The organism is Amycolatopsis cihanbeyliensis (assembly GCF_006715045.1).
GTDB classification, from domain to species: domain Bacteria; phylum Actinomycetota; class Actinomycetes; order Mycobacteriales; family Pseudonocardiaceae; genus Amycolatopsis; species Amycolatopsis cihanbeyliensis.
Map to the genome: position 1 here is coordinate 822,777 of NZ_VFML01000002.1, position 26,202 is coordinate 848,978.

A 26,202-nucleotide genomic window follows, 5' to 3' on the forward strand; every position below is an offset into this window, starting at 1 on the left:
CTCTTCTCGTAGCGGGCGGGCATGCCCGTTGCCGCTGGGAACTCCCCCTCTGTCATGGCACCTGAGAGTTTCACCACCGGCCGCCTTGCGGCGGCAAACGGCTTTCACCTTGGGTGAGGCTGGTCAGCCTGCTTTCCAGAGTGGCCTCGCCTGAGCGGTAGCTGTACCTGAGAGATTGGCGGGGAGCTTGCTCCTTCGGTGTCCCGCCCACGCTGGTGACGCGGCGGGAGCTCTCCCGCTCCGGCTCGTTCGGCCTCGATATTCAGTTGGCGGCGCTGCGCCGGTTCATCCTATAGGGGAGCAAAGTACGCGCCGGGGCTGCCGCACGTCTACCGCCGGCGGCCGCACGTGACGAACCAGTCATTCGGGGTAGTCACAGCGGCGTGACGTACGCACCGGAGATTCCGCCGTCCACCAGAAACTGCGATGCGGTGATGAACGACGCGTCGTCACTGGCGAGGAAGGCGACCGCCGCGGCGATCTCGCCGGCCTCGGCGAACCGCCCCATCGGCACGTGCACCAGCCTGCGCTCCGCCCGCTCCGGGTCCTTCGCGAACAGCTCCTGCAGTAGCGGCGTGTTCACCGGTCCGGGGCACAGCGCGTTCACCCGGATGCCCTCGCGGGCGAACTGCACCCCGAGCTCGCGGCTCATCGACAGCACGCCGCCCTTGGACGCCGTGTAGGAAATCTGCGAGGTCGCCGCACCCATCACCGCCACGAATGAGGCTGTGTTGACGATCGCGCCCTTGCCCTGCCGTTGCATATGGGGAATCGCGTACTTGCAGCACAGGTACACCGAGGTCAGGTTCACCTGCTGCACCTTGTTCCACGCCTCGATTCCGGTGGACAGGATCGAGTCGTCGTCCGGAGGGGAGATCCCGGCGTTGTTGAACGCGACATCCACCGAGCCGAACCTCTCGGCTGTGGTCTGGAACAGCGCCTCGACCTGCGACTCCTCGGTCACGTCGGTCGCCAGGAACTCGCCGCCGACCTCGCCGGCCGCGGCCTTGCCCGCCTCGGCGTCCAGGTCGGCGATGACAACCGTGGCCCCCTCGGCGGCCAGCCTGCGCGCGGCGGCAAGGCCGATCCCGCTGCCGCCGCCGGTGATCACGGCGACCCTGCCCGCGAAGCGCGTGGAATAATCGGAAAGCGTCATCTCTGTCCTTTCAGGTGACATTAAATGTTCCTTTTTACTCGGCAGTCGGACCACAACCAGCGGCGGTTGTGATCTTTCCACCGCATTTAGTTGTCTGATCCAGCCGATACCCCGGCGAAAGGAGCACTCCCGTGACTGACCAAGACCTCCCGCCACAACCGGAGGAACAGGACGGCACAAAACCATTCGGTCGTAAACAATTCCTGCAGATGGCCGCGGCCACCGCCTCCCTGCCCGTACTTGCCGCGACCACCGGCGCTGCCGCCGGTACGTCGAACGAGGCAGCGGGCGCCGCACCAGCCGAGCAGCCACGCCCGAAGTCCCTCGAGCCCACCCCCGCCTGCGACGACGGTGACGACCCCACGCCGCCACAGACCGAGGGACCGTACTTCCGACGCAACTCGCCGGAGCGGGCCTCGCTGCTGGAACCGGGAATGAATGGCACGGTGCTGACCGTAAGCGGTCAGGTCTTCGCCGCCAGGTCCTGCCGCCCGATCGCGAATGCGCTGCTGGATTTCTGGCAGTGCGACACCCGCGGTGTCTACGACAACTGGGGCTACCGGTTGCGCGGGCACCAATTCACCAACGCCAATGGCGAATTCCAGCTCACCACCATCTGGCCGGGGCTCTACACCGGCCGTACCCGGCATATCCACGTCAAGGTCCAGGCCCCGTACCAGCGGGTACTCACCTCGCAGCTGTACTTCCCCGGTGAGCCCGGCAACTGGCGTGACCCGATCTTCGACCCGCGGTTGGTGATGGACGTCAGCAACGGACCGGGCGGCACCCGGGTGGCGGCATTCGACTTCGTGCTCAACGTGCCCTACTGATACCCCTGCGCCGGCGGCGGGTGTCCTGGGCAGGAGCGCCCGCCGCCGGGTCCCCCGGTCACTCATCGACATTCAGGAAGACGTTCTTGGTCTCGGTGAAGGCCGCCACGGCATCCGGGCCGAGCTCCCGGCCGAGTCCGGACTGCTTGAACCCGCCGAACGGGGTCCAGTAACGCACCGCGGCGTGTGAGTTGACCGAGAGGTTGCCTGCCTCCACCCCGCGGGACACGCGCAGCGCGCGGGAGAGATCCGACGTCCAGATGGATCCGGACAGTCCGTACGGGGTGTCGTTGGCGATGGCCAGTGCCTCGGCCTCGTCGGTGAACCGGGTCACCGCGACCACCGGACCGAAGATCTCCTCGGTGACCAGCGGGTCGGTCGGCGAATCCGGGGTCACCACGGTGGGCGGGAACCAGAACCCCGGTCCGTCCGGGGCGCTGCCGCGGAACGCGACCGGCGCCCCCTCCGGCAGGTAGCCGGCGACCTTCTCCCGGTGCGCGGCGGAGATCAGCGGCCCCATCTCGGTGGCGTCCGCCGCCGGGTCACCGACCACCACCCCCTTGACCGCGGGCTCCAGCAACTCCATGAAGCGGTCGTAGACCGAGGCCTGCACCAGGATCCGCGAGCGCGCGCAGCAGTCCTGGCCCGCGTTGTCGAAGACGCCGTAGGGCGCGGTGGCCGCGGCCCGCTCCAGGTCGGCATCGGCGAAGACCAGGTTGGCGTTCTTCCCGCCGAGTTCGAGGGTCACCCGCTTCACCTGGGCCGCGCAGCCGGCCATGATCTGCTTGCCCACCCCGGTCGAGCCGGTGAAGACCACCTTGCGCACGGCGGGGTGGTCCACGAACCGCTGCCCGACCACCGAGCCCTTGCCGGGCAGCACCTGGAACACGTCCTCCGGGATGCCCGCCTCGCGCGCCAGCTCGGCCAGCCGCAGGGCGGTGAGCGGGGTGAGCTCGGCCGGTTTGAGCACCACGGTGTTGCCGGTGGCCAGCGCCGGCGCGAACCCCCAACCGGCGATCGGCATCGGGAAGTTCCACGGCACGATCACCCCGACCACGCCGAGCGGCTCGGCGAAAGTGATGTTCACCCCGCCGGGAACCGGGATCTGCTTGCCGGTGAGCCGTTCCGGTGCCGCGGAGTAGTACCGCAGCACATCGGCCACATTGCCGGCCTCCCAGCGGGCGTTGCCGATCGGATGGCCCGAGTTGGTCACCTCCAGCTCGGCCAGCGTGTCGACGTCGGCCTCCACCACGTCCGCGAACCGGCGCAGCAGGCGCGCCCGGTCCCCTGGCGTGACCCGCCGCCACGCGGGCAGTGCGGCCTGCGCCCTGGCGATGGCCGCGTCGGTCTCCTCGGCCGAGGTCAGTTCCACCGGCCGGAGGACCTCCTCGGTCGCCGGGTTGAGCACGTCGAAGGTCTGCATCAACTCTTGCCTCCACTGCGGAACGCCCGCGCGGCCGCCACGAGGGCCGCGAACAGGCGCAGGTCGTCCTGATCTTGTTCGGGATGCCATTGGACGCCGAGCACGAACGGCTCGCCGGGCAGCTCCACCGCCTCGACGGTGCCGTCCGCCGCCCAGCCGACCGCGCGCAGTCCGGCACCCAGCCGGTCCACCGCCTGATGGTGGTAGCACCGGCAGCTCGTCTCCGCACCGAGGATCCCGGCGGCCCTGCTGCCCTCGGCGAGCGTGATGGTGCTGGAACCGAAGGTGGCGACAGCCGGCTGGTGCGCGCTGCTGCCGGTGGTCTCGGGCAGATGCTGGATCAACGTCCCGCCGAGTGCCACGTTCAGCACCTCCATGCCCCGGCACACGCCGAGCACCGGGACCGTCGCGGCCAGCGCGTGTTCCAGCAGGCCGAACTCGAACTCGTCCCGCTCCGGCCTGGTCACCGTGCCGGCATGCGGTGGCTGGTCGTACCTGGCCGGATCGACGTCCGCGCCGCCGACCAGCACGAGGCCGTCGATCGCGGCGAGCCGTTCCGCGTAGCCTGCGCCGACCGGTGGGAGCAACATCGGGATCCCACCGGCCCGCACCACGCAGTCCACATAGGACCTGTGCAGCACGGCGGCGTCCACCTCCCACACGCCGAAGCGGGCCAGCTCGGTGTAGGTGGTCAGGCCGATCACCGGGCCGCTGCCCGCCTCAGAGCCGTTCGAAGCCACGAATCCGCTCCCAGTCGGTCACCGCGGCATCGAAGGCGGCGAGTTCGATCCGCGCGGCGTTCAGGTAGTGCTCGACCACCTCGTCCCCGAAGGCTGTCCTGGCCAGCTTGCTCTCGGCGAGTGCGGTGGCCGCCTCGCGCAGGGTGGACGGCACCGTCGGCTTGTCCGAGGTGTAGGCGTTACCGGTGAGCTCAGGCTCCAGCGGGAGCTCGTTCTCGATCCCGTGCAGGCCGGCGGCGATCAGCGCGGCCACGGCAAGGTAGGGGTTCACGTCCCCTCCGGGCACCCTGTTCTCGACCCGGAGCGACTCGCCGTGACCGACCACCCGCAGCGCGCAGGTCCGGTTGTCGGTGCCCCAGGCGACCGTGGTCGGCGCGAAACTGCCCGGCACATACCGCTTGTAGGAGTTGATGTTCGGGGCCAAGAGGTAGGTGAACTCGCGCAGGCAGGCGAGCTGGCCGGCCAGGAAGTGCTCCATCAGCCGGGAGAAACCGCCCGGCCCCTCCCCGGCGAGCACCGGCGACCCGTCCGTGGCACGCAGGCTGACGTGGATATGGCAGGAGTTGCCCTCCCGCGCGTCGTACTTCGCCATGAAGGTGAGACTCTTGCCGTCCTGCGCGGCGATCTCCTTGGCACCGTTCTTGTAGATGCTGTGGTTGTCGCAGGTGTCCAGCGCACCCGCGTACCGGAAGGCGATCTCGTGCTGGCCGGGGTTGCACTCCCCCTTCACCGACTCGACGTACATACCCGCCCCGCTCATCGCGTTGCGGATCCGCCGTAGCAGTGTTTCCACCCGCGCCGTGCCGAGCATCGAGTAATCCACATTGTACTGATTGGCCGCGCGCAACCCGCGGTAGCCCTGGTTCCAGGCGTGCTCGTAGGAGTCGTCGAAGACGATGAACTCCAGCTCGGTGCCGACGAAGGCGGCGAGCCCACGCTCGGCGAGCCGGTCGAGCTGGCGGCGCAGCACCTGCCGGGGCGAGACCGGAACCGGTCCACCGTGCACCCACTCGACGTCGCAGAGTACCATCGCGGTGCCCTCCTGCCACGGGACCAGCCGCAGGGTGCCGAAGTCGGGACGCAGCACGAAGTCGCCGTAGCCACGCTCCCACGAGGACATCTCGAAACCGTCGACGGTGTTCATGTCCACGTCGACCGCCAGCAGATAGTTGCATGCCTCGGTGGCATGCGTGACGACCTCGTTGAGGAAGTACTCGGCGGCGCAGCGTTTACCCTGCAGCCTGCCTTGCATGTCGGTCATGGCCACCAGCACGGTATCCACGGCGCCGGACTCGACCAGCTCGCGCAAACCCTCCAGCGTGAGCATGCCCTTCCTGTTTCCCATCACCGACACCCTTCAAAGGTCTCCTATTGGCCCATTGAACCTAGCCGGTAGCCCTGGTTCTTGACAAGTAGCCAGAGCTGGACAACCCTCTGACAACCTCAAAGGACTATCGATCGAGCCATTGGCCTCGCCTAGGAGCTTCCATGTCCGAATCCAAACCGCACGCCAGTGTGGAGTATCGCCAGGTCGATGAGAACTACCTGCAGCAACGGCAACTGAAGCGCGGCGCCGCGGGCTGGCTGTTACTGGCCGGCCTGGGCGTATCGTATGTGATCTCGGGCGACTTCGCGGGCTGGAACTTCGGCCTGGAGACCGGGGGCTGGGGCGGCCTGCTGATCGCGACCGTGCTGATGGCCGCGATGTACGGCTGCATGGTGTTCGGGCTCGCCGAGATGTCCTCGGCCCTTCCGGTGGCGGGCGCGGGCTACGGATTCGCCCGGCGCGCGCTCGGCCCGCTCGGCGGCTTCGCGACCGGTACGGCGATCCTGATCGAGTACGCGATCGCCCCGGCCGCGATCTCGGTGTTCATCGGCGGCTACGTGGAGACGCTCGGGCTGTTCGGGCTGACCAACAGCTGGCCTGTCTACCTCGTCTGTTACCTGATCTTCATCGGTATCCACCTGCGCGGGGTCGGCGAGGCGCTCCGGGTCATGTTCGTGATCACCGTGGTGGCCGTGGTCGCGCTGGTCGCCTTCGTGGTCGGCATGATCCCGAAGTTCTCCCCGGACAACCTGTTCGACATCGAACCCACCGGGGCGTTCGGCGCCAGCAGCTTCCTACCCTTCGGCATCACCGGGGTGCTGGCGGCGCTGGTGTACGGCATCTGGTTCTTCCTCGCCGTGGAGGGCGTGCCGTTGGCCGCGGAGGAGGCGCGTAACCCGAAACGGGACATGCCGAAGGGCATCCTGGCTGCGATGGGGGCGCTGCTGGTCTTCGCCGCACTGATCCTGGTGACCGCGCCGGGCGGTGCCGGGTCGAGCGCGATCGCGAACTCGGACAACCCGCTGCCTGCGGCGGTACGGGCCGCTTACGGCGGGGACAACCTGCTGGCCCAGTTCGTCAACTACATCGGGCTGGCCGGACTCGTCGCCAGCTTCTTCTCGATCATCTACGCCTACTCGCGCCAGCTGTTCGCCCTTTCCAGGGCCGGCTACCTCCCCAAATGGCTGTCCAGGACGGGCAAGCGCAAGACGCCGTACCTGGCCCTGATCGTTCCGGGAACGGTGGGCTTCGCGCTGGCCACGGCCACCCAGGACGGGGCGTTGCTGATCAATGTCGCGGTGTTCGGCGCGACGGTCTCCTACGTCCTACTGAACCTCTCGCACATCGTGCTGCGCGCCAGGGAGCCGGGCCTGGTCCGGCCGTACCGCACCCCCGGCGGCGTCGCCACCACCAGCGTCGCGCTGGCGCTGGCCGTGGCCGCCGTCATCGCCACCTTCCTGGTGGACATGGTGGCCGCGGCGATCACTGCCGGGATCTTCCTGGTGTTCATTGCCTACTTCTGGTTCTACAGCAGGCACCGGTTGGTCGCGAACGCTCCGGAGGAGGAGTTCGCGGCGATCGAACGAGCGGAGCGGGAACTGTCCGACGGTTAGCGGGCGGCGCCTCGGCGGGCGGGCAGTCACACGCGCCATCCGGGGGAATATCACGGCACGGCAACGGTACCGTTCTGGCGGATCCGCGTGCGGGCACAGTTCTTCCACCCGGTCACCGCTCACGTGCGGTGACCGGGTGGACGGCGGCAGGGGCACTCGTTCGGCGGCCAGGAGACCCAGATCCCGGTCCGAGGGCCGCGCGGGCCGGAACCGGGGAGCTGACGCATGACACGTCCGGCCCCATCGCATTTCCGGATACTCACCTCCGCCAGCATGCGCCGCCTCCCCGCGGTATTTACCGGCCGGCGATCTTGTCAACCATGACCAAGAGGTCACCAAAAAGCGACCGAGATGGACCCCTGCCACGATTAACATCAGACAAAGCGGATCCCATAAAAAGGATCAATCATCACGCCGATGAATGACCACGTTACTCCAAGCAGCGGTCATTGGAAATGATTAATCGAGCTATTGTTGACCATCCGCGCGGTGATGTTGTGATGTATTGGAAGGTAACTCCATGCTTACTTTGATCGCTGCTGCCGGTCTTGCCCTCTCCATGGCAACCGCCCCAGCAACCGCCCCTGCCTCCTCCGACCCCCCGAACGACCGAATCGTCGTCGACGTCGAAACCGTGAACGGCTCCGGCTGCTCCCCCGGAACCGCCGCGGTCGCGGTGTCCTCCGACAACACGGCGTTCACGGTGACCTACAGCGACTACCTCGCCCAGATCGGTCCCGGTGCCGCACCGATCGACTTCCGAAAGAACTGCCAGCTCAACCTGGTCGTGCATGTCCCGCACGGGTTCACCTACGCCATCGCTCAGGCCGACTACCGCGGCTTCGCGCACCTGGCGAAGGGTGCGCGCGGCTACCAGCAGGCCGGCTACTACATCCAGGGAACCTCGCCGACGAGCCGGATCGGACACAACTTCGACGGCCCACACAGCGACAACTGGCAGACGACCGACCGCAAGGAAGTCCACGAGTTGGTCTTCGCGCCCTGCGGCGAGGAACGAAGCCTGAACATCAACACCGAACTGCGGGTCTACGAGGGCTCCTCGGACGCCGACAAGAACACCAGCTTCATGACCATGGACTCCACCGACGGCAGCGTGAACACCGAGTACCACTTCGCCTGGAAGAAGTGCAAGACCTGACGTTCGCCAGCCTGTACGGAACCGCACACGGCGGTCGCTCTTTCACGCAAAGATCGGCCGCCGTGTGACTACCCAGATCTTTTCACCCTGCGCTTATTTCCCAACGGAGTTCTACGCGGCTTCGTGAAATAGCACCGACTTCGGAGGAAACTCCATGATAACCACATTGGCGGCGGCCGCTGCCCTGGCACTGTCGGCGGTGACCGCGCCGGCCGACTTCACCACCCAAGGACCGCACTTCCCGAACCCACCGACCGACGAGATCGTCATCGACGTCGTCACCGTCAACGGGTCCGGCTGCCCACCGGGCTCCGCGGCGATCGCGGTCTCCTCGGACAACAAGGCGTTCACGGTGACCTACAGCGAGTACCTCGCCCAGGTCGGTGTCGGCGCCAAGCCGACCGACTTCCGAAAGAACTGCCAGCTCAACCTGGTCGTGCATGTCCCGCAGGGGTTCACCTACGCGATCGCGCAGGCCGACTACCGCGGCTTCGCGCACCTGGAGGAGGGCGCCACCGGCCTGGAGAAGGCGAGCTACTACTTCCAGGGTATGTCGCCGACCATGCCGATCAGCCACACGCTCGAGGGCCCGCACAGCGACAACTGGCAGAACACCGACGAGGTGGACATCGCCCAGCTGGTCTACGCGCCGTGCGGCGAGGAACGCAACTTCAACATCAACACCGAACTGCGGGTCAGTGCCGGCAGCTCGGACACGCAGAACACGACGAGTCTGATGACCATGGACTCCACCGATGCCGACATCAGCACCACCTACCACTTCGCCTGGAAGGAGTGCCCGGAGGACTGAGCTGCTGACCAGCTGAATCAGGAGGCCCGGCGGGTGCGCGCACCCGCCGGGCCTCCTTCTCGCGTGGTCGACCTGACCGTACGGCGCGGGAGGAACCGCTGGAGCGGTTCGGCCTCACGGGCGGGGCATCGCGCTGGACGGCATCGCGCCGCGCACGCGGGCGCCCTGCTGTCCGACGTACTGGTCGTGCTGCTGTTCGCCTCCCTGATCGGCGGGGCGATGGTGGTGTTGTGGCCGATGGTGCTCGTGCTGATCTTCCTCCCGCTCGCCGTGCACACCTACCGCGGCCGGGATCGTTGGCGGCGGGACAGCACCCCGCGGAGCAGGCGCACGTACCGGCTCCACCGGGCGGGCGCCGGCACCCGCCCGGTCAGCTCCAGCTCCGCCCGGTCGAGTGCGTCCTCGAGGACCGCGTCGTGCAGCGGACCCCAGACGAGTGGATAGGTGAACCGGGCCGGGCCGCGCAGCCGGACCACCATCAGGTGCCGCAGCTCGGTCCGGCCGGGGTCGGCCCGGCGCAGCGTGAACTCGTGGAACCCGTCGAACCCACGCGGCGCGGTGAACCGGAACCGGACCCACACGCCAGGCGTGTACGACTCGACGCGGTAGCGGATCGGACCGTGGCCGCCGGCGGCACCGGCACCGAGCGGACGGTCCAACCGCATCGCGGGCCACTGCTCGGACGGCCACAGCCGGTCTCCCTCCCCCGCCAGGCCGTCGATCAACGCGCCCACCTCGCCCTGACTCCCCGGCAGCCGCCTGGTGTGCAGGTTCACCACGCCCATGACCCACCTCGATTCTAGAGAGCTTCCACTAAAAACAAATAGAGCATAGTCTCTAAAATATGGGTAGACCCGCACGGCACACGGCCGACGACCTCCTGGATGCCGCGATCCGGCTGTTCGCGACCGAGGGCGCAAGGGGCGTCACCATGTCCGCCGTCGCGCGGGCGGTTGGCGCGCCGAGTGGCTCGGTGTATCACCGTTTCCCTGACCGGCCCGCCCTGCTCGCCGGTGCCTGGCTACGCACGGTCGACCGTTTCCAGGACGGCTACCTGGAGGTCCTGGCGCGGGAACCGGCCGAGGTCGCCGCGGTGGAGGCGGCGGCGCACGTCGTGCGCTGGTGCCGGAAGCGGCCGGACGAGGGGAAGGTGTTGCAGGCGGGCAGGCGGGAGTTCGGTCCGGACCGGTGGTCGGCGGAGGACCACGCGCGGGCCGAGCGGGCCGAACGACGCCTCGAATCGGCGCTGCGCGCGGCGGTGCGTCGCCTCCGGCCGGTCACCGGAGCCGGCACCGAGGAGGTCATGCTGGTCCTGGTGGACCTGCCCCATGCGGTGGCCCGGCGGTACCTGGCGCGGGGCGAGCCGCCACCACCCCGCGCCGTCGACCTAATCACCAGGGCCGCGCGCACCCTGCTGGCCTCCGGCCGACCCCACCCGACAGCCTCAGCGTAGCTCCGCCAGCCGGACCGGGCGGCGCTGGTGACGGGAGAGTTCGCAGGCCTCCGCCACGTAGAAGGCCTCCAGCGCGTCGGACACCGTGCACGGGCTGGCCGCCCGACCGGCCACCACGTCCACGAAGGTTTCCAGCTCACGGACGTAGGCCGGGTGGAACCGTTCCAGGAAGCCGGGGTGGGCCGGACCGGGCGGCCAGGAGACGCCCGGCTCGGCCGAACGCATCGGCAGCCTGTCGTCCAACCCGGCCGCGATGCTGCCACGCGAGCCGAGTACCTCCAGCCGTACGTCGTAGCCCGCCCCGTTGTAACGGCCGGCCGAGGTGAGCGCGAGGGTGTCGTCGTCCAGGGTGAGCACGGCCGCGCCGGTGTCCACGTCGCCCGCCTCGGCGAAGAACTCCGCGCCGCGGTTGGTGCCGAGGGCATAAGCCTCGACGATCTCCCTGCCGGTCACCCAGCGGATGATGTCGTAGTCGTGCACCCCGCAGTCCCGGAACAGGCCGCCGGACCGCGGGATGTACTCCGCGGGCGGCGGGGCGGGGTCCAGGGTGGTGGCGCGGAGTGTGTGTACCCGGCCGACCGCGCCGCTGCCCACCGCCTCGCGGGCGGCGGCGTAGCCCGCGTCGAACCGGCGCTGGAAGCCGACCTGCACCTCGACGCCGGTTCCCCTGATCCGGTCCAGCACCTCGATGGTTCCCGCCACGTCCTTGGCCACCGGCTTCTCGCAGAACACCGGGATGCCCGCCTCCACCGCCCGCAGGATCAGCTTCGGGTGGGCATCGGTCGCCGCGGCCACGACCAGGCCGTCGATACCGCGGCCGAACAGCTCCTCGGTGTCCTCGGTGAACTCCGCGTCCAGCCCCGCGGCGACGCCGCGTGCCCGTGCCACGTCGGCGTCGGCGAGCACCAGCGAGTCCACCTCGTCGATCCGGTGCAGTATCTCGGCATGGCGGGCACCGATCCTCCCGGTGCCGGCGAGTCCCAGCCTCATCCGTTCTCCTCTTCGCGTCAGCCCTGGGAGGGCTATTCAGAACGACCCAACGACCGCGGGCCGCCAGGCCCATGGTCACCGCGGCGCGCAGCGCCACCGTGTGGGTGGTGAGCGACGGGCGGGAGGTCGTTGCAGGCCACAGCGCTGGCGAGGCATACTGCGGATCTGAATAGCCTGACCGTTGAATAAGACACTGGTGGGGAATCGGGGGTCGACCCCGACCTGCTCGCGGGGCCAGGCGTCCAGCCGGCGCGGCACGAGTACGGTCATCCCCCTGCTCCTTGCGAGTCGGGGCGCGGTGAACCGGTGGTCGCCCGTACCACGAGCGAGGGGTGCAGCAGGTGGCGTACCGGTTCGCTGCGACCGCCACGAACCCGTTCCAGCAACGCCTCCATCGCCAGCCGCCCCATCTCCGTACGCGGCTGGTCGACCGTGGTGAGCGAGACGTGCTTCAGCGCGGCAAGGGAGGTGTTGTCGTAGCCGACCACGGACACGTCCGCCGGCACCCGCAGACCGGTCTCCTCCAGCGCGGAGATCGCGCCGACGGCGTTGAAGTCGTTGCCCGCCAGCAGCGCGGTGGGCAGCGTCGAGGTGGTCAGCAGTTCCTGCACGGCCTTCTCCCCCGCGATGTCGGTGTGCTCGCTGCGTACCACCCACGGCCGCAGGCCGTGCCGGTTCATCGCGGCCCGGTAGCCCTTCCGCCTTGCCGCGGAGGTGGCCGCCCCGCCCCCGTCGAGATGCGCGATGTTCCGGTGCCCGAGCTCCACCAGGTGGTCGACCGCGAGCGCGGCACCCGCCTCACCGTCGTCGTTCACCGTGTCCACAGTGGCCAGCCGGGAGGAACGCGAGACCAGCACCACCGGGCACTGCGCGGCGGCCTCTTCGATCGCCGCGGCGGGCAGCACAGGGGACAGCAGCACGACCCCCGCAGGCCGGAAGGACAGCAGGCTGCGCAGCGCCGCCCGCTCCCTGCTCGGGCTACGGCCACCGGTGTTCAGGATCAGGTCGAACCCCGCCGCCTGCGCGGCACCGTCCAGCCCCTCGACCACCTCGGCGAAGAAGGTGTTGCGCAGATCCGACACCATCACGCCGAGCACGGTGGCGGTACGACTGGCCAGCGACCTCGCCATCACGTGCGGCGCGTAGCCCAACTCCTCGGCCGCGCGCAGCACCGCGACCCTGCGCCACTCGCTGACCTTCGGCGAGTTGCGCATGACAAGGGAGACCAGCGCGCGGGAAACCCCCGCACGCTCGGCGACATCCTCCATGGTCGGCCGGGCCAACGCTTCCTCCTGTGCTCCTGGCAGTCCACCCCTTGAGGGTTACGCACAATCCGGTCGACGGGGGCCGCCCGGAGCTTGCGGAGGGCGGCTCGTGGCGAGCCGGATACGAGGTGGCGCTCGGGTGGCAGCCGCACGCACCGCCGTGCGTAACACTCATTTGTATGGACACCTTGACAGTGACGTGACGCACGTTACAAGATTGGAGCGCTCTAATCAATAGAGCGCTCCAACAGCCGCTACCAGCCGGAGCTGCCGCTGATGACGACGAAGTCTGGAATCCGGATCGCCGCCGCACCGATCTCCTGGGGGGTGTGCGAGGTTCCCGGCTGGGGCCGGGTGCTCGAACCGGCGACCGTGCTCGGCGAGATGGCCGAGCTCGGCGTCCGCGCCACCGAACTCGGCCCACCGGGATATCTCCCCGGCGAGCCCGGCCCGCTGCGCGCGCTGCTGGCCGGGCACGAACTCGCCCTCGTCGGCGGCTTCCTCGCCGTACCGCTGCACACCGACACCGATGCCGCGTTGCGTGCCGCCGGCGAGTCCGCCGCCCAACTCGCCGCCGCCGGCGGCGAGGTACTGGTGCTGGCCGCCGCTACCGGGCTGGACGGCTACGACACCCGCCCCGCCCTGGATTCACCGCAGTGGCGGACTCTGGTGCGCACGGCGGAGCGGATCGCCGCCGCGGCGGCGGAACACGGGCTGCGTACCGTACTGCACCCGCACGTCGGTACGCAGGTGGAGTCCGGGGAGGAGATCGAACGGTTCCTCGCGGACTCCGCTGTCCCGCTCTGCCTGGACACCGGGCACCTGCTGGTCGGCGGCACCGATCCGGTCGAGTTGGCGAAACGGCACCCGGAGCGGATCGGGCACGTACACCTCAAGGATGTGCGCGGGGATCTCGCCGACGAGGTGCGCGCGGGCCGGATCGGCTACGCCGCCGCGGTGGGCGAAGGGTTGTACGCGCCGCTTGGGGAAGGAGACGTGGACATCGAGTCGATGGTCCACTTCGTCCGCCAGGCGGGCTACGACGGCTGGTACGTCCTCGAGCAGGACACCGCGCTCGGCGAGTCGAGCCGGGACGACCAGCCACGCGAGCACACCCGGCGCAGCCTCGCGTGGCTGTCCGGGATCGTCGAGCCTTACCAAGGAGACCGGGAATAGCCGGACCGGCCGGAACCTTCCGACCCGCGCCGATGGGCTATTTTCGGTCGGATTGGTATCTACCGGCACAGTGCGAGGAGAGACAATGAGGTCTTGTCGCTGGAGAGCTGCCGGGCTGCTGGCCACGGGGGCGCTGCTGCTCTCGGCCTGTACCGGGCCGAAGGCAGCGGAGCCCGGCGCCCCCGACGCGGGGGCCGCGCCGGTGCTGGACGGCCCGTTGCGGGTAGCCGTGATCTCGCATGGCACCGCGGGCGACGCGTTCTGGAACGTGGTGAAGAACGGTGCGGAGGAGGCAGGCAGGCAACTCGACGTGCAGGTCGAGTACCAGTCCGATGGGGACCCCGGTCGCCAGGCGAAGCTGATCGACAACGCGGTCGCGCAGCGCGTCGGTGGGCTGGTGGTCTCCATGGCCAACCCGCAGGCACTGCGACCGTCGGTGGAGAATGCCGTGCGTGCCGGAATCCCGGTGATCACGATCAACTCAGGAGAGCAGCAGAGCGCGGAGTACGGCGCGCTGACGCACGTGGGGCAGAACGAGAGCCTCGCGGGCGAGCGTGCGGGTGAGCGGCTCGCCGAACTCGGCAAGACCAAGCTGCTCTGCGTGATCCACGAAGCGGGCAACGTGGGGCAGGCCCAGCGGTGCTCCGGGGCGGAGAAGGGGTTCGCCGGTTCGACGTCCACCCTGCAGGTGGACATCAACAACCCGGCGGACGTCCAGGCCAGGATCAGGGGCGCGGTGCAGGCGGACGGCTCGATCGACGCGGTACTGGCGCTGAACTCGCAGGTGGCCGCGAACGCTGTCGGCGGGATCGAACAGGTCGGTTCGCCGGCGGAGGTCGCCACCTTCGACCTCAACTCCGACGTGGTCGCCGCGATCCGGGCCGGTGACGTGCTGTTCGCGGTGGACCAGCAGCAGTACGAGCAGGGGTACCTACCGGTCGTGTTCCTGAAGCTCTACCACGACAACGCGAACGTCGTCGGTGGCGGCAAGCCGGTACTCACCGGCCCCGACCTCGTCGAGAAGGGGGACATCGCCCGGATCGCCGACTACGTGGAACGAGGTACCCGATGAGCACACCGGCTCCCCCGCTGACCCCCGCCGAGCCCGACGAGCGGATCGCCAAGCCCCGGCTGGCCGACCGGCTCATCGTGCGCCCGGAGATCGGCGCGCTGCTCGGCGCCGCGGTGGTCTTCCTGTTCTTCTCGGTGAGCACGGAGCAGTTCCTCACCGGGGACGGCGTGGCCACCTGGCTGGACGACGCCTCCACCCTCGGCATCATGGCCGTCGGGGTGGCGATGCTGATGATCGGCGGGGAGTTCGACCTCTCCACCGGTGTGATGACCGCGTCCACGGCCCTGGTGACCGCGACTCTGGCCACCCAGGCCGGCTGGAACGTCTGGCTGGCACTGCTGGCCTCGCTGGCCTTCGCCATGCTGGTCGGCGCGTTCAACGGCTGGCTGGTGATGCGTACCGGCCTGCACAGCTTCATCATCACCCTGGGTACCTTCCTCGCTCTGCAGGGGCTGAACCTCGGGGTGACCAACCTGGTCACCGGCACCGTGCAGGTGTCCGGGATGCGCAGCACCGATGGCTACGAGTCGGCCGGCTTCGTGTTCGCCTCCACGATGAACATCGGTGGCACCGAGTTCCAGGTCTCCATCCTGTGGTGGATCTGCTTCGCCGCCGCGGCCGCGCTGCTGTTGGTGCGGACCAGGTTCGGCAACTGGATCTTCGCGGTCGGCGGTTCCCCGGTCAGCGCGCGGGCGGTCGGCGTTCCGGTGATCCGCACCAAGATCTCGCTGTTCATGCTGACCGCTTTCGCGGGCTGGCTGGTCGGTTCGATCAACGTGCTGCGCTTCGCGAGCGTGCAGGCCAACCAGGGGATCGGGCTGGAGTTGCAGTTCATCGTGGCGGCCGTGGTCGGTGGCTGCCTGCTGACCGGCGGGTTCGGCTCGGCGATCGGTGCCGCGATCGGCGCGCTGATCTTCGGGATGGCCAGGCAGGGAATCGTGTTCGCCCGCTGGGACAGCGACTGGTTCATGCTGTTCCTCGGCGCGCTGCTGCTGGCCGCCGTGCTGGTGAACAACACGCTGCGCCGTCGAGCGGAAAGGGTGCGCCGATGAATGCCCCACTGATCGAGGTCACCGATGTCGGCAAGACCTACGGCAGCGTGATCGCGCTACGCGATGTGTCCACTGTGGTCAACTCGGGTGAGGTCACCTGCGTGCTCGGCGACAACGGTGCCGGTAAGTCCACATTGATCAAGATACTGGCCGGGGTGCACCGGCACGACGCCGGCGAGTTCCGGGTGGACGGCGACCCGGTCCGGTTCGACTCGCCGCGCGACGCGCTGGATCGGGGCATCGCCACGGTGTACCAGGATCTCGCGGTGGTACCGCTGATGAGCGTGTGGCGCAACTTCTTCCTCGGCTCGGAGCCGACCATCGGTTTCGGCCCGCTACGGTTGCTCGATCGCAAGCGCGGCAAGGAGATCACCAGGAACGCGTTGGCCAGGATGGGCATCGACCTGCGTGATGTGGAGCAACCCGTCGGCACGCTCTCCGGCGGTGAGCGCCAGTGCGTGGCCATCGCCAGGGCTGTCCACTTCGGAGCCAAGGTGCTGATCCTGGACGAGCCGACCGCGGCGCTCGGGGTGAAGCAGGCCGGGGTGGTGCTCAAGTACGTGGCGCAGGCCCGGGATCGTGGCCTCGGGGTGGTGCTGATCACGCACAACCCGCACCACGCCTACCCGGTCGGCGATCGGTTCCTGCTGCTCAAGCGCGGTGCGCCGCTCGGGAGCTACGAGAAGTCCGAGATCGACCTCGCGGAGCTCACCCGGCAGATGGCCGGAGGAACCGAGTTGGAGGCGCTGGAACACGAGTTGCGAACGGCGGAGACCTGATGACCGGCATCGACGCGCTCACCGTGGGCAGGGTCGGGGTGGATCTCTACCCCGAGCAGAGCGGGGTACCGCTCGCCGGGGTGCGCAGCTTCGCCAAGTCGCTGGGCGGAACCGCGACCAATGTGGCGGTCGCGGCCGCCCGGCTGGGCAGGCGTACGGGGGTGCTGACCAAGGTCGGCCCGGATGGCTTCGGCGACTACGTGCGGCAGGCGCTCGAGGACTTCGGGGTGTCCCCCGCGCACGTCGGTACCGCGCCCGGGCTGCTGACTCCGGTGGTGTTCTGCGCGCTCGACCCGCCCGCCGACCCGCCGCTGCTGTTCTACCGCTCCCCCATCGCCCCGGACCTCACACTCGCCGGGTCCGACGTGCCGTGGGAGGTGGTCGAGCGGGTACCGCTGCTATGGGTCACCGGCTCCGGGGTGAGTGCCCAACCGGCAAGGGACACCCAGCGGGAGATCCTGCGACGCCGCGGGAGGCGGCGGCACACCGTGCTGGATCTGGACTACCGGCCGATGTTCTGGCCGGAGGAGAACCCGGTGGACGCGGCGCGCGCGGAGATCGGTTGGATGCTGGACCACGTCACGGTCGCGGTCGGCAACCGGACCGAGGCCGAGATCGCGGTCGGCACCGGCGACCCGGACGAGGCGGCGAGGCGGATACTCGCCAGGGGTGTCCGGCTGGCCATGATCAAGAAGGGCGCCGATGGCGTGCTGGTCGCCACCGAGACCGGTTCGTGGACCGTCCCGCCGCGAAGGGTCGAGGTCGTCTGCGGCCTCGGCGCCGGGGACGGCTTCGGCGGTGCGCTCGTGCACGGCCTGCTGGCCGGCTGGGACCCCGTGCGGATCGCCCGCTACGCCAACGCGGCCGGGGCGCTGGTGGCCGCGCGGCTGGCCTGCGCGGACGCCATGCCCACCGCCGAGGAGATCGAGGAGTTGCTGCACGCATGATCACGGACAAGCGCTGGCGCGAGTTGCTGGCCACCAGGGCCACCGATCCGGACGCGGTGGCGCGGGCGTACGCCGCGCGGCGTCGCAGGGGGGAGCCGCTGGGCGAGAACGGAACCCTGTTCCTGGTCGCGGCCGATCACCCGGCACGGGGTGCGCTGGGCGTGGGCGGGGACCCGCTGGCCATGGCCGACCGCAGGGGCCTGCTGGAGCGCCTGCTGGTGGCGCTGGCCAATCCCGCGGTGGACGGGTTGCTGGCCACCCCGGACGTGGTCGAGGAGTTGCTGCTGCTCGATGCCTTGCACGGCAAGGTGGTCATCGGGTCGATGAACCGCGGCGGGCTCGCCGGCGCGGACTGGGAGATCGACGACCGGTTCACCGCCTACACCCCGGAGGCCATCGCCGAACGGGGGCTGGACGGCGGGAAGATGCTGTTGCGCCTGGTCGACTCCGATCCCGGGACGGTGCCCACCCTGCGGTCCTGCGCGGACGCGGTGTCCGGGCTCGCCGGGCACGGGCTGCTGGCGATGGTCGAGCCACTGCCGTACCGGCGGGAACCGGGCGGGCGGCTGCGGCTGGCCGGGGACCCCGGCTCGCTGGCCCGCGCGGTGACCGTGGCTTCCGGGCTGGGGATCACCTCGGCGCACACCTGGCTGAAACTGCCCGCACCGGACGACGACGCCCCGCTGGACGCCACCACCCTGCCGGTGGTGGTGCTCGGCGGGGTACCGGCCACCGATCCGGCACGGGACCTGGCGTCCTGGGGCCGCACCCTGCGCCACCCGGCGGTGCGCGGGCTGGTGGTCGGCCGCGCGCTACTCTACCCGCCGGACGGCGACGTGGGGGCCGCGGTGGAGGCCGCGGCCAAGGTGCTCGTCGCGGCACGAGAGGAGTCGGCATGAGCACGCTGCATCGTCCACTGGGGACACTCACCGACGGGGCGGACCCGGTTCTGCTCACCCCGGACGAGGCCGGTTGGAGCTACACCGGGCTGCGGGTGCTGCGGTTGGCGCCCGGGACCTCCCGGGTGGTGCGTACCGGCGAGTCCGAGGCGTTCGTGCTCCCGCTCGCCGGCGGCTGCACGGTGGACGCCGAGGGCGAGCTGCTGACCCTGCGCGGCAGGCGAACCGTGTTCAGCAAGGTCACCGACTTCGGATACGTACCGCGGGACACCGAGATCACCCTGAGCTCGGCGGCGGGCTGCGAGGTCGCGCTGCCGATGGCCCGGTGCTCCCGCAGGCTCGAACCACGCTACGGACCCGCGGGCGACATTCCGGTCGAGGTGCGCGGAGCGGGCCAGGCCACCAGGCAGGTCACCAACTTCGGGGTGCCCGGCGTGTGGGAGCACGCGGACAAGCTGAACGCCTGCGAGTTGATCACCCCCGCGGGCAACTGGTCGTCCTACCCGCCGCACAAGCACGACGAGGCGAGCGAGTGCGAGGTGGTCAACGAGGAGATCTACTACTTCCGGATCGCGGGCAGGGATGGGGTCGGCCACGACCGGGAAGGCTTCGGGCTCCACCGGACCTACACCGCGGACGGGGGGCTGAACGAGGATGTCGCGGTACGGGACGGCGATGTGTTCCTGGTGCCGCGCGGGTATCACGGGCCCTGCGTGGCCGCACCCGGGTACCCGATGTACTACCTGAACGTGCTCGCCGGGCCGGCCGAGGAGCGGTCGATGGCATTCTGCGACGATCCGGCGCACGGCTGGATCCGGGACACCTGGGCCGACCTGCCCACGGATCCCCGCTGCCCGGTGACGACCGCGGAGGGACGGCGATGACGGCGCTCAGGCTCACCGTCGCGCAGGCACTGGTGCGTTGGCTGATCGCGCAGCGCTCGGAGACCCTTGCCGGGGACGAGGTTCCGCTGTTCCCCTGTGCCTTCGCCATTTTCGGGCACGGGAACGTCCTCGGGCTCGGCAGCGCGCTGGCCGAGTACCCCGATCGGCTGCCGGTGTGGCGCGGCCAGACCGAGCAGGGCATGGGGCTGGCGGCAGCCGGCTACGCCAAGGCCACGCACCGCAGGCAGGTCGGGGTGGTCACCTCCTCGATCGGGCCCGGAGCGCTGAACCTGGTCACCGCGGCCGGGGTGGCGCACGCCAACCGGCTGCCGGTGTTGCTGCTGCCGGGCGACACCTTCGCGGGCAGGGCACCGGATCCGGTACTGCAGCAGGTGGAGCACTTCGGGGATCCGACGACCACGGTCAACGACGCCTTCCGCGCGGTGAGCAGGTACTTCGACCGGATCACCCGGCCGGAGCAACTGCTGGCCACGCTGCCCCAGGTGGCGAGGGTGCTCACCGATCCGGCCGATGCCGGTCCGGTGACTCTGGCGCTACCGCAGGATGTGCAGGCCGAGACCTTCGACTTCCCCGAGGCGCTGTTCGAGCCGCGGGTGCACCGGGTGCCACGGCCACGGCCGGACGAGCGGGCGCTGGCCGAGGCCGGGGACGCGCTGCGGAAGGCACGGCGACCGTTGCTGGTGCTCGGCGGCGGGGTCCGCTACTCCGGTGCCGCCGGGCGCGCGGTGGCCTTCGCCGAGCGGCACGGTATCCCGGTCACCGAGACCACCGCCGGCCGCACCCTGGTGCCGCACGACCATCCCCTGCACGCCGGGCCGCTGGGCGTCACCGGGTCCTCCTCGGCCAACGCGATGGCCGCCGAGGCCGACCTGGTGCTGGCCGTTGGCACCCGGTTGCAGGACTTCACCACCGCGTCCTGGACCGTGTTCGCCCCGGAGGCCCGGCTGGTCACGATCAACGCGGCCCGGTTCGACGCGGTCAAGCACGGCGCGCTGGCGGTGGTGTCCGATGCGGACACGGCGCTGGCCGACCTGACCGGGATACTGGTGGGCTGGCGCGCGCGGGAGGAGTGGTCGCGGCGCGCGGCCGTCGAACGGTCGCGGTGGGACGCGCATATCGACGCCTTGCGCGCGCCCGGAACGGACCTGCCCACCTACGCCCAGGTGGTCGGCGTGGTGAACGAGCTGTCCACTCCGGAGGACTACGTGTTGACCTCCTCCGGCGGGATGCCCGGCGAGCTGGTCGGCGGCTGGCGTGGTGACGGTGTGTCCACTATGGATGTCGAGTACGGTTTCTCCTGCATGGGTTACGAACTGGCCGGAGCCTGGGGCGCGGCGATGGCGCGCGGGGAAGGGCTGGTGACCAGCCTGCTCGGCGACGGTTCGTACCTGATGCTCAACTCGGAGTTGTTCTCCGCGGCCTTCGCCGGGCATCCGTTCGTGGCCGTGATGTGCGACAACGACGGCTACGCGGTGATCGCCAGGTTGCAACAGGGCCAGGGAGCGGAGCCGTTCAACAATTTCTACGCCGACTGCCGCAGCGGGCACGCCGAGCCGCCGAGGGTGGACTTCGCCGCGCACGCCGCTTCGCTCGGCTGTACGGTGTTCCCCGCCGAGGACCTGGAAGGCTTGCGGGTGGCCTATGCCGAGGCACGGAAGGCCGCGGGGGCGCGGCGGCGACCCGCCGTGGTGGTGATCCGTACGCACCCGACCTCCTGGACCGAGTCGGGAGCCTGGTGGGAGGTCGGCGTGCCGGAACACGTCCCCGGCTACCCCGAGCACCGGGACGGCAAGGGGCGCCAGGTGCGCTACACGAGCTCCTGAACGTCCACAATGGTGTTGCGGATCTCGCGCACGGCGGCCCGGCCCGCCCTGGTGGCGCCGATGGTGCTCGCCGAAGGCCCGTAGCCGACCAGGTGCAGGCGTGGCTCGGCCACGGCGCGGGTGCCGTCCATCCGGATCCCACCGCCGGGTTCCCGGATGTGCAAGGGGGCGAGGTGATCCACCGCGGCCCGGAACCCGGTGGCCCAGAGGATCACGTCGGCGCGTTGCGTGCTTCCATCCGCCCAGGCCACCCCGTGCGGGGTGATCCGCTCGAACATCGGCCTGCGCTCGAGCACACCGGCCGCGCGCGCCCGCTCGACCTCCGGGGTGAGGGTCAGCCCGGTCACGCTCACCACGCTGCCCGGCGGCCTGCCCGCCGAGACCGCTCGCTCCACCCTGGCCACCGCGGCGCGGCCGTGCTCGGGGGTGAACGACCCCTCGTGGAACACCGGCGGCCTGCGGGTCACCCAGGTGGTGCTCGCCGGACGACCGGCCTCGGCGATCTCGGTGAGCAGTTGCACCGCCGAGGTCCCGCCGCCGACCACGACGACATGCTCACCCTCGAACCCGGTGGGTCCGGGATAGTCGGCGGTGTGTAGCTGGCGCCCGGCGAAGGTCTCCTGGCCCGGATAGTACGGCCAGAACGGGCGGTCCCAGGTCCCGGTCGCGTTGATCACCGCGCGGGCCGCCCAGGTCTCGGTGGCGCTGTCCACCAGCAGCCGTTCCCCCTCGCCATACCGCACGGCCAGCACGTCCACCGGTCGCCGTACCGGAAGATCGAATGCCCGCTCGTAGCGGTCGAAGTACTCGGAGACCACCTCCGAGGCCGGTCGCTCGCCGTCCCGCTCCTCGAGTTCGAGCCCTGGCAGGTCGTGGATCCCGTGTACCCGGCCCAGCCGCAACGTCGGCCACCGGTACTGCCAGGCGCCACCGGCCCGCTTACCGTGGTCCAGCACGACGAACCCGGAACCATTGGCGAACCCGGCGCGGCGCAGGAAGTGGGCGGCGGAGAGCCCGGCCTGCCCCGCACCGATCACCACGACGTCCGTCTCGTGGTCAGCCCCTGTGCCCATGCCCGGTACAACGACCGGCGCAACACACTATTCCGGTAGGGCGTATCCACAGAGTGACATGGACAACACTTGGCCAGGACGGCTAACGGGGGTCTCCGGTGATCGGACGTCACGAGCACGTGAACGCCGATCAGGGGAACAACAACGATGTCGAACCGCAGGGCCGGAGTCCGTCTCGTCGGCACCATGGCGATACTGCTGCTGATCGCCGGTGCCTTCACCGCACCCACCGCGGCGAGTGAGCCGGTGAGCGACCGTGGCCGGGTGCTGGCGCTGTGGCAGTCCGGCGGGCCGGTGATGCGGGACGCGGCGGGTGAGGCACTGGTCGGCTCCGACGCGGCGGTCCGGGAGTTCCTGGAAACCGGGCAACACGGCGCCCTCAACACCGATCTGCGGATCCGGGTCAACCAGATGATGGCCGCGGGCGGCAGGGGTGTACGAGAGGCGGCCCAGATCGCGCTGGACGACGGCAGCACCGCGGCGCTGCGGGAGTTCCTGGAGACCGGGCACCGGGAGCCCCGGCTGCATGACCTCCGCGTGGCGATCTTCCAGATCCTCGCGACCGCCCCGGAGGGCAGCCGGCTGCGGGAGGTGGCCGGGATGACCCTGGACGCGAACACCGAGGAAGCGTTCGAACGGTTCCTGGAAACCGGGCAGCACGAGGCACGGGAGACCGACAACCGGATCCGGACGGCGCAGTTGCTGAGCGGTGGCGGCACCCGGGTCAGCAAGGCGGCGAACGCCGCCCTGGACGAGGGCACCGCGGCGGCGCTGCGGGAGTTCCTGGAGTCCTGGCTGCCGGTCGCTCAGGCCTGGGACGAAGAGGCCCGGACGGTCGCGGACCTTGCCGAGCGGGCGAAACAGGCCGCGGCGCGGAACGACACCGCGGCGGCCCGCGCCGCGGCCGCAGAGGCAAGGCGTACCGAGCAGGCTGCACGGGAGGCCTACGGCGAAGGGCTTTCGGAACGCGAGCGAAAGGGCCGGGCCGAGTCCACCCAGCGGAAAGTCGCTCACGAGGAGGCCGAAGAGGACCGCGCGCAGGAAGCCGAAGAGGCGGCGGCCAGGCAGGCCGAGGCCGACCGGCTGCTCGCCGAGGCGGCCGCCCCGGACGCCGACCGGGAGACCGTCGTCGGCAATGGCCGCCGGGTCGCGCTGCATGTGCTGAGCACCGGTGGTCCGCAGGCACAGACCGCGGCCGAAACCGCCCTGGCAGGTACGGCGGACCAGGTTGTCGCCTTCGTGCGCACCGACCTCGCGGCCGCGCAGGAACGGGACGACAGGGAGCGGGTGTCCCGGATCGCCGCCGAGACCGATATCCCGGCCGAGCGCGCAGCGGCCGAGGCGGCGCTGGCCGGCAGCTACGCCGAGGTCAAGGAGTTCCTGCGCACCAGGTGGTACGAGGGCAAGGACCACGACGTCCGGATAGCGATCCTGCGGATGCTGCCGGACGCAGGCCCCGCGCTGCGGGACGACGCCAACGAGGCACTCGACGGCAGCTACCAGGATCAACTGGAGTTCCTGGAGACCGGCCAGTACGTCGCCCGCGAGCACGACCTGCGGATCAGGGTGCTGCAGACGATATCCCCGGGCGGGCCGGAGGTGGAGGCGGCGGCGCAGATCGCGCTGGACGGCCCACCGGCGGCACTGCGGGAGTTCCTCGACATCCACCAGCCGAGAGCCGAGATCCGGGACAACGCCGCGACCGCACACGTCGCCGAGGTCCGTCGCCTGGTCGCCGAAGCGGAGGAAGCCGCGCAACGATCCGGCCAGTGACATGGACGTTCATTACGAGACAGTGCAGGTCACAACTTTTCTGGCCTATCCCGATGGCCACACTTTCGACCTGGTCGGAATCAACAAATGCGAAACATTTCCGGACACCAGGAAGACCAGAGATCTTCTGGGTTCGATAGAATTCGTCATAAACGGAAAGTCAATACTCGACAAGGAAAATATCGAAGAAATCGAATATCTCTGGGGTTTTATCTCCAGAATGACAGTCGAACTTTGTGACACTCGCAGCTCGTCAACATTACTCCCGGATCATCCCGCTGAACTTTGGTTCAACCTAAAAAAGGACGGACAAGTTCGCGTCGGATCGAATAACGGAGAGCGAACAGTCGAGACATCCGCCAACAAGGAACAGCTGACCAAGACTCTCCGGCTGGCGGGAATCGAGTTCTACCAGAAGCTTGACACCTTGAGCGACCGATTCTACTCGATGGAACTTCGACAATTGGAAGCTCCTGGATACTGATCCCATGAGAGACACACGTAGCTTCGTGCAGTACTTCCGGAGGACCTTCGCCGAAACCAGCCGTAGGATGCTCACGCCGAACGAGATTATAGCTGCCTGGGAACAGTTCGTCGAGTCCTGCGAGGAAGGTTACGGCGACATCCTCGAAGAGTATGAGAACGATCGGGCGATCCGAAACCAAATCGAGCACCTGCTCAACGACCGAGAACTGAACGCGCACGAGGAGGCGGGATGGTTCCGGTCAGCAATAACGGCGATCGACGACCGGTTCAAGTCACTGCTGCAGGACACGCTACTTCCGTGCCGGGAAGGCAGGCCGTGGTGGGAAGCCCGCGCGCCGCGCTATGCGGGCAGTGAGCTGGCTGCGGACTTTCGCTCGCAGTACGGCATAGAAGTCCGAGCAGTCGACTGAGGGGCCGAGCAGCACCAGATCCATCTCCTGAGTTCCGGCCGTGCCGATGCCCGGCACAACGACCGGCGTGGCACGCTTGCTTCTCGACCGCCGCAGTCCGGGCAGCAAGCCCGGCTTGGCTCGAGCCTCGGCTGCCGACGCCGCGGCTTGCGTCGCGGAGTACCCTGCCTGCACGGCCGAACGTTGCGCAGCATAGGCAGCGCCCCACGCCCTGGTCGCAGCGTCTCGCGCGCCATGGGCCGATACGGCGGCCGCGCTGGCGGCATCCGCCGCCTGCTCGGCGTAGGTCTTGGCCTGGTTCGCATGCTGGCGGGCCTGAGCGGCCGATTCCCTGGCTTGGGTGGCCCAACTGTTGGCTTCGTCGGCGGCCCCGCGGGCCAGAGCTGCAGACTCGGTGGCGGGTGCGGCGTACTCACGGGCTATCGCCGCAGAACGGGCGGCATCGGCGAGGTAGCCGTCGATCTGCGTGTTGTGCAGGGCGGCTTTCGCATCCCGGGTGGCCGCCCTGTACTGGCCGACAGCCAAGAACTGCTTCAGGTACGACCATGGGCCGGACAGCGCGGCATTGGCCGCGGCCTTCATCTCCGGTCCGCCGGTCTCCACCAGTCGCTGCACGGCGATCCGATCGTCATCCTCCGCGGCCTGGTACTGGCCGACATCCAGGAATCGTCGGACGTCCTCGATACTCCCGTCCAGGGCCTCGTTCGCGGCGGCCCGGGTGGCCGGTCCGCCGGTGTTAAGGATGCACTGGACAGCGATCCAGTCATTGTCATCTTTGCCGGGGTAGTGACGGGTCCGCAGAAACTCCTTGACATTCTCGTGACTGTCGACCAGCGCGGTCTGCGCAGCCTCGCGCGGTGCCGAGACGGTGGCGGCTCCAGCGATGGTCCGGACGCTGAGCCGGTCGTCCTGCTCCACAGCGGCGGCCAGCTCGCTTCGCACGAATGGTCGCCGGAGTGTCCGGGTCGCGGACTTTCGGCCAGCAACCGCTCTGCTTCGGCGTCAAGTTGGGTGGCTTGGTCGGCCTACGTTGACAGACA

At 69.4% G+C, this 26,202-nt stretch carries 24 protein-coding genes and 2 riboswitches; of the genes, 15 read left to right on the top strand and 9 right to left on the bottom strand.

Annotated features, from left to right (window positions below):
* Nucleotides 1-39 precede the first annotated feature (39 nt).
* A riboswitch (glycine riboswitch) is annotated at nucleotides 40-145 on the bottom strand.
* Nucleotides 146-248: riboswitch (glycine riboswitch) on the bottom strand.
* 125 nt (nucleotides 249-373) lie between these two features.
* Entirely contained in the window at nucleotides 374-1,156 is a 783-nt protein-coding gene (locus tag FB471_RS32330) for a 3-oxoacyl-ACP reductase (protein WP_142003605.1), read from the bottom strand.
* 131 nt (nucleotides 1,157-1,287) lie between these two features.
* On the opposite strand from FB471_RS32330, the gene FB471_RS32335 reads away from it, so the two are divergent.
* Nucleotides 1,288-1,986, top strand: coding sequence for a dioxygenase family protein (locus tag FB471_RS32335; protein ID WP_246076829.1), 699 nt, complete (start codon nucleotides 1,288-1,290; stop codon nucleotides 1,984-1,986).
* A 58-nt stretch (nucleotides 1,987-2,044) separates the two neighbouring features.
* Here FB471_RS32335 and FB471_RS32340 read toward each other — a convergent pair whose 3' ends face one another.
* Genes FB471_RS32340 through FB471_RS32350 form a run of 3 tightly spaced genes read right to left on the bottom strand, consistent with a single transcriptional unit; the run spans nucleotide 2,045 to nucleotide 5,494 of the window.
* Nucleotides 2,045-3,409 (bottom strand): aldehyde dehydrogenase family protein, encoded by a 1,365-nt coding sequence (locus FB471_RS32340; protein WP_170221073.1) that lies wholly within the window; start codon nucleotides 3,407-3,409, stop codon nucleotides 2,045-2,047.
* Nucleotides 3,409-4,149 carry a gamma-glutamyl-gamma-aminobutyrate hydrolase family protein gene (locus FB471_RS32345; protein WP_142003607.1) on the bottom strand — a complete coding sequence of 247 codons (741 nt, stop codon included), beginning with the start codon at nucleotides 4,147-4,149 and terminating at the stop codon, nucleotides 3,409-3,411. Before FB471_RS32345 ends, FB471_RS32340 begins: the two co-directional genes overlap by 1 nt.
* Nucleotides 4,130-5,494, bottom strand: a complete 1,365-nt coding sequence (locus FB471_RS32350; protein WP_211358304.1) for a glutamine synthetase family protein — start codon at nucleotides 5,492-5,494, stop codon at nucleotides 4,130-4,132. The genes FB471_RS32345 and FB471_RS32350 overlap by 20 nt, the downstream gene beginning before the upstream one ends.
* Nucleotides 5,495-5,637: 143 nt before the next feature.
* On the opposite strand from FB471_RS32350, the gene eat reads away from it, so the two are divergent.
* The 3 genes from eat (at nucleotide 5,638) to FB471_RS32365 (ending at nucleotide 9,059) form a co-directional block, all read left to right on the top strand.
* Nucleotides 5,638-7,089, top strand: coding sequence for an ethanolamine permease (gene eat, locus FB471_RS32355; RefSeq protein WP_142003608.1), 1,452 nt, complete (start codon nucleotides 5,638-5,640; stop codon nucleotides 7,087-7,089).
* Between the two features lie 520 nt (nucleotides 7,090-7,609).
* Nucleotides 7,610-8,248 (top strand): DUF4360 domain-containing protein, encoded by a 639-nt coding sequence (locus FB471_RS32360; RefSeq protein ID WP_142003609.1) that lies wholly within the window; start codon nucleotides 7,610-7,612, stop codon nucleotides 8,246-8,248.
* A gap of 154 nt (nucleotides 8,249-8,402) precedes the next feature.
* Nucleotides 8,403-9,059: a DUF4360 domain-containing protein gene (locus FB471_RS32365; RefSeq protein ID WP_142003610.1), complete on the top strand. Its 657-nt coding sequence runs from the start codon at nucleotides 8,403-8,405 to the stop codon at nucleotides 9,057-9,059.
* A 278-nt stretch (nucleotides 9,060-9,337) separates the two neighbouring features.
* Here FB471_RS32365 and FB471_RS32370 read toward each other — a convergent pair whose 3' ends face one another.
* Entirely contained in the window at nucleotides 9,338-9,844 is a 507-nt protein-coding gene (locus FB471_RS32370) for an SRPBCC family protein (RefSeq protein WP_142003611.1), read from the bottom strand.
* Between the two features lie 59 nt (nucleotides 9,845-9,903).
* Here FB471_RS32370 and FB471_RS32375 point away from each other — a divergent pair, with 59 nt between their 5' ends.
* Nucleotides 9,904-10,512 carry a TetR/AcrR family transcriptional regulator gene (locus tag FB471_RS32375; protein WP_142003612.1) on the top strand — a complete coding sequence of 203 codons (609 nt, stop codon included), beginning with the start codon at nucleotides 9,904-9,906 and terminating at the stop codon, nucleotides 10,510-10,512.
* Here FB471_RS32375 and FB471_RS32380 read toward each other — a convergent pair.
* Nucleotides 10,504-11,502, bottom strand: a complete 999-nt coding sequence (locus FB471_RS32380) for a Gfo/Idh/MocA family protein (RefSeq protein WP_142003613.1) — start codon at nucleotides 11,500-11,502, stop codon at nucleotides 10,504-10,506. The two genes, FB471_RS32375 and FB471_RS32380, sit on opposite strands and share 9 nt — an antisense overlap.
* Before the next feature lie 266 nt (nucleotides 11,503-11,768).
* Entirely contained in the window at nucleotides 11,769-12,785 is a 1,017-nt protein-coding gene (locus FB471_RS32385; RefSeq protein ID WP_142003614.1) for a LacI family DNA-binding transcriptional regulator, read from the bottom strand.
* 258 nt (nucleotides 12,786-13,043) lie between these two features.
* On the opposite strand from FB471_RS32385, the gene FB471_RS32390 reads away from it, so the two are divergent.
* The 8 genes from FB471_RS32390 to iolD all read left to right on the top strand — a co-directional run bounded on the left by FB471_RS32390 (nucleotide 13,044) and on the right by iolD (nucleotide 21,420).
* Entirely contained in the window at nucleotides 13,044-13,943 is a 900-nt protein-coding gene (locus FB471_RS32390) for a TIM barrel protein (protein WP_142003615.1), read from the top strand.
* An 85-nt stretch (nucleotides 13,944-14,028) separates the two neighbouring features.
* Nucleotides 14,029-15,015: a sugar ABC transporter substrate-binding protein gene (locus FB471_RS32395; protein WP_142003616.1), complete on the top strand. Its 987-nt coding sequence runs from the start codon at nucleotides 14,029-14,031 to the stop codon at nucleotides 15,013-15,015.
* Nucleotides 15,012-16,067: an ABC transporter permease gene (locus tag FB471_RS32400; RefSeq protein WP_142003617.1), complete on the top strand. Its 1,056-nt coding sequence runs from the start codon at nucleotides 15,012-15,014 to the stop codon at nucleotides 16,065-16,067. Before FB471_RS32395 ends, FB471_RS32400 begins: the two co-directional genes overlap by 4 nt.
* Nucleotides 16,064-16,846: an ATP-binding cassette domain-containing protein gene (locus tag FB471_RS32405; RefSeq protein ID WP_142003618.1), complete on the top strand. Its 783-nt coding sequence runs from the start codon at nucleotides 16,064-16,066 to the stop codon at nucleotides 16,844-16,846. The genes FB471_RS32400 and FB471_RS32405 overlap by 4 nt, the downstream gene beginning before the upstream one ends.
* The gene (iolC, locus tag FB471_RS32410) at nucleotides 16,846-17,793 is read left to right on the top strand and encodes a 5-dehydro-2-deoxygluconokinase (protein WP_142003619.1); all 948 of its coding nucleotides are present in this window, start codon (nucleotides 16,846-16,848) and stop codon (nucleotides 17,791-17,793) included. The genes FB471_RS32405 and iolC overlap by 1 nt, the downstream gene beginning before the upstream one ends.
* Nucleotides 17,790-18,692, top strand: a complete 903-nt coding sequence (locus tag FB471_RS32415; RefSeq protein ID WP_142003620.1) for a Cgl0159 family (beta/alpha)8-fold protein — start codon at nucleotides 17,790-17,792, stop codon at nucleotides 18,690-18,692. The genes iolC and FB471_RS32415 overlap by 4 nt, the downstream gene beginning before the upstream one ends.
* Nucleotides 18,689-19,576 carry a 5-deoxy-glucuronate isomerase gene (iolB, locus tag FB471_RS32420; protein WP_142003621.1) on the top strand — a complete coding sequence of 296 codons (888 nt, stop codon included), beginning with the start codon at nucleotides 18,689-18,691 and terminating at the stop codon, nucleotides 19,574-19,576. Before FB471_RS32415 ends, iolB begins: the two co-directional genes overlap by 4 nt.
* Entirely contained in the window at nucleotides 19,573-21,420 is a 1,848-nt protein-coding gene (gene iolD, locus FB471_RS32425; protein WP_142003622.1) for a 3D-(3,5/4)-trihydroxycyclohexane-1,2-dione acylhydrolase (decyclizing), read from the top strand. Before iolB ends, iolD begins: the two co-directional genes overlap by 4 nt.
* Here iolD and FB471_RS32430 read toward each other — a convergent pair.
* Nucleotides 21,405-22,493 carry an NAD(P)-binding domain-containing protein gene (locus FB471_RS32430; RefSeq protein WP_142003623.1) on the bottom strand — a complete coding sequence of 363 codons (1,089 nt, stop codon included), beginning with the start codon at nucleotides 22,491-22,493 and terminating at the stop codon, nucleotides 21,405-21,407. The genes iolD and FB471_RS32430 overlap by 16 nt on opposite strands.
* Nucleotides 22,494-22,640: 147 nt before the next feature.
* Here FB471_RS32430 and FB471_RS32435 point away from each other — a divergent pair, with 147 nt between their 5' ends.
* Together FB471_RS32435 and FB471_RS32440 are read left to right on the top strand one after the other, a co-directional pair.
* Entirely contained in the window at nucleotides 22,641-24,266 is a 1,626-nt protein-coding gene (locus tag FB471_RS32435; protein WP_142003624.1) for an ALF repeat-containing protein, read from the top strand.
* Between the two features lies 1 nt (nucleotide 24,267).
* Nucleotides 24,268-24,750 carry a hypothetical protein gene (locus tag FB471_RS32440; protein WP_142003625.1) on the top strand — a complete coding sequence of 161 codons (483 nt, stop codon included), beginning with the start codon at nucleotides 24,268-24,270 and terminating at the stop codon, nucleotides 24,748-24,750.
* A gap of 292 nt (nucleotides 24,751-25,042) precedes the next feature.
* Here FB471_RS32440 and FB471_RS32445 read toward each other — a convergent pair whose 3' ends face one another.
* Complete coding sequence (locus FB471_RS32445; protein ID WP_142003626.1) at nucleotides 25,043-26,104, bottom strand: ALF repeat-containing protein; 1,062 nt, start codon at nucleotides 26,102-26,104, stop codon at nucleotides 25,043-25,045.
* Nucleotides 26,105-26,202: the final 98 nt, after the last annotated feature.

What these genes read in the sequence shown, in the direction of transcription:
- FB471_RS32330 (WP_142003605.1), bottom strand. Translation starts at nt 1,156, where the DNA reads ATGACGCTTTCCGATTATTCCACGCGCTTCGCGGGCAGGGTCGCCGTG.
- FB471_RS32340 (WP_170221073.1), bottom strand. Translation starts at nt 3,409, where the DNA reads ATGCAGACCTTCGACGTGCTCAACCCGGCGACCGAGGAGGTCCTCCGG.
- FB471_RS32350 (WP_211358304.1), bottom strand. Translation starts at nt 5,494, where the DNA reads ATGGGAAACAGGAAGGGCATGCTCACGCTGGAGGGTTTGCGCGAGCTG.
- eat (WP_142003608.1), top strand. Translation starts at nt 5,638, where the DNA reads ATGTCCGAATCCAAACCGCACGCCAGTGTGGAGTATCGCCAGGTCGAT.
- FB471_RS32360 (WP_142003609.1), top strand. Translation starts at nt 7,610, where the DNA reads ATGCTTACTTTGATCGCTGCTGCCGGTCTTGCCCTCTCCATGGCAACC.
- FB471_RS32365 (WP_142003610.1), top strand. Translation starts at nt 8,403, where the DNA reads ATGATAACCACATTGGCGGCGGCCGCTGCCCTGGCACTGTCGGCGGTG.
- FB471_RS32370 (WP_142003611.1), bottom strand. Translation starts at nt 9,844, where the DNA reads ATGGGCGTGGTGAACCTGCACACCAGGCGGCTGCCGGGGAGTCAGGGC.
- FB471_RS32375 (WP_142003612.1), top strand. Translation starts at nt 9,904, where the DNA reads ATGGGTAGACCCGCACGGCACACGGCCGACGACCTCCTGGATGCCGCG.
- FB471_RS32380 (WP_142003613.1), bottom strand. Translation starts at nt 11,502, where the DNA reads ATGAGGCTGGGACTCGCCGGCACCGGGAGGATCGGTGCCCGCCATGCC.
- FB471_RS32390 (WP_142003615.1), top strand. Translation starts at nt 13,044, where the DNA reads ATGACGACGAAGTCTGGAATCCGGATCGCCGCCGCACCGATCTCCTGG.
- FB471_RS32395 (WP_142003616.1), top strand. Translation starts at nt 14,029, where the DNA reads ATGAGGTCTTGTCGCTGGAGAGCTGCCGGGCTGCTGGCCACGGGGGCG.
- FB471_RS32400 (WP_142003617.1), top strand. Translation starts at nt 15,012, where the DNA reads ATGAGCACACCGGCTCCCCCGCTGACCCCCGCCGAGCCCGACGAGCGG.
- FB471_RS32405 (WP_142003618.1), top strand. Translation starts at nt 16,064, where the DNA reads ATGAATGCCCCACTGATCGAGGTCACCGATGTCGGCAAGACCTACGGC.
- iolC (WP_142003619.1), top strand. Translation starts at nt 16,846, where the DNA reads ATGACCGGCATCGACGCGCTCACCGTGGGCAGGGTCGGGGTGGATCTC.
- FB471_RS32415 (WP_142003620.1), top strand. Translation starts at nt 17,790, where the DNA reads ATGATCACGGACAAGCGCTGGCGCGAGTTGCTGGCCACCAGGGCCACC.
- iolB (WP_142003621.1), top strand. Translation starts at nt 18,689, where the DNA reads ATGAGCACGCTGCATCGTCCACTGGGGACACTCACCGACGGGGCGGAC.
- iolD (WP_142003622.1), top strand. Translation starts at nt 19,573, where the DNA reads ATGACGGCGCTCAGGCTCACCGTCGCGCAGGCACTGGTGCGTTGGCTG.
- FB471_RS32430 (WP_142003623.1), bottom strand. Translation starts at nt 22,493, where the DNA reads ATGGGCACAGGGGCTGACCACGAGACGGACGTCGTGGTGATCGGTGCG.
- FB471_RS32435 (WP_142003624.1), top strand. Translation starts at nt 22,641, where the DNA reads ATGTCGAACCGCAGGGCCGGAGTCCGTCTCGTCGGCACCATGGCGATA.
- FB471_RS32440 (WP_142003625.1), top strand. Translation starts at nt 24,268, where the DNA reads ATGGACGTTCATTACGAGACAGTGCAGGTCACAACTTTTCTGGCCTAT.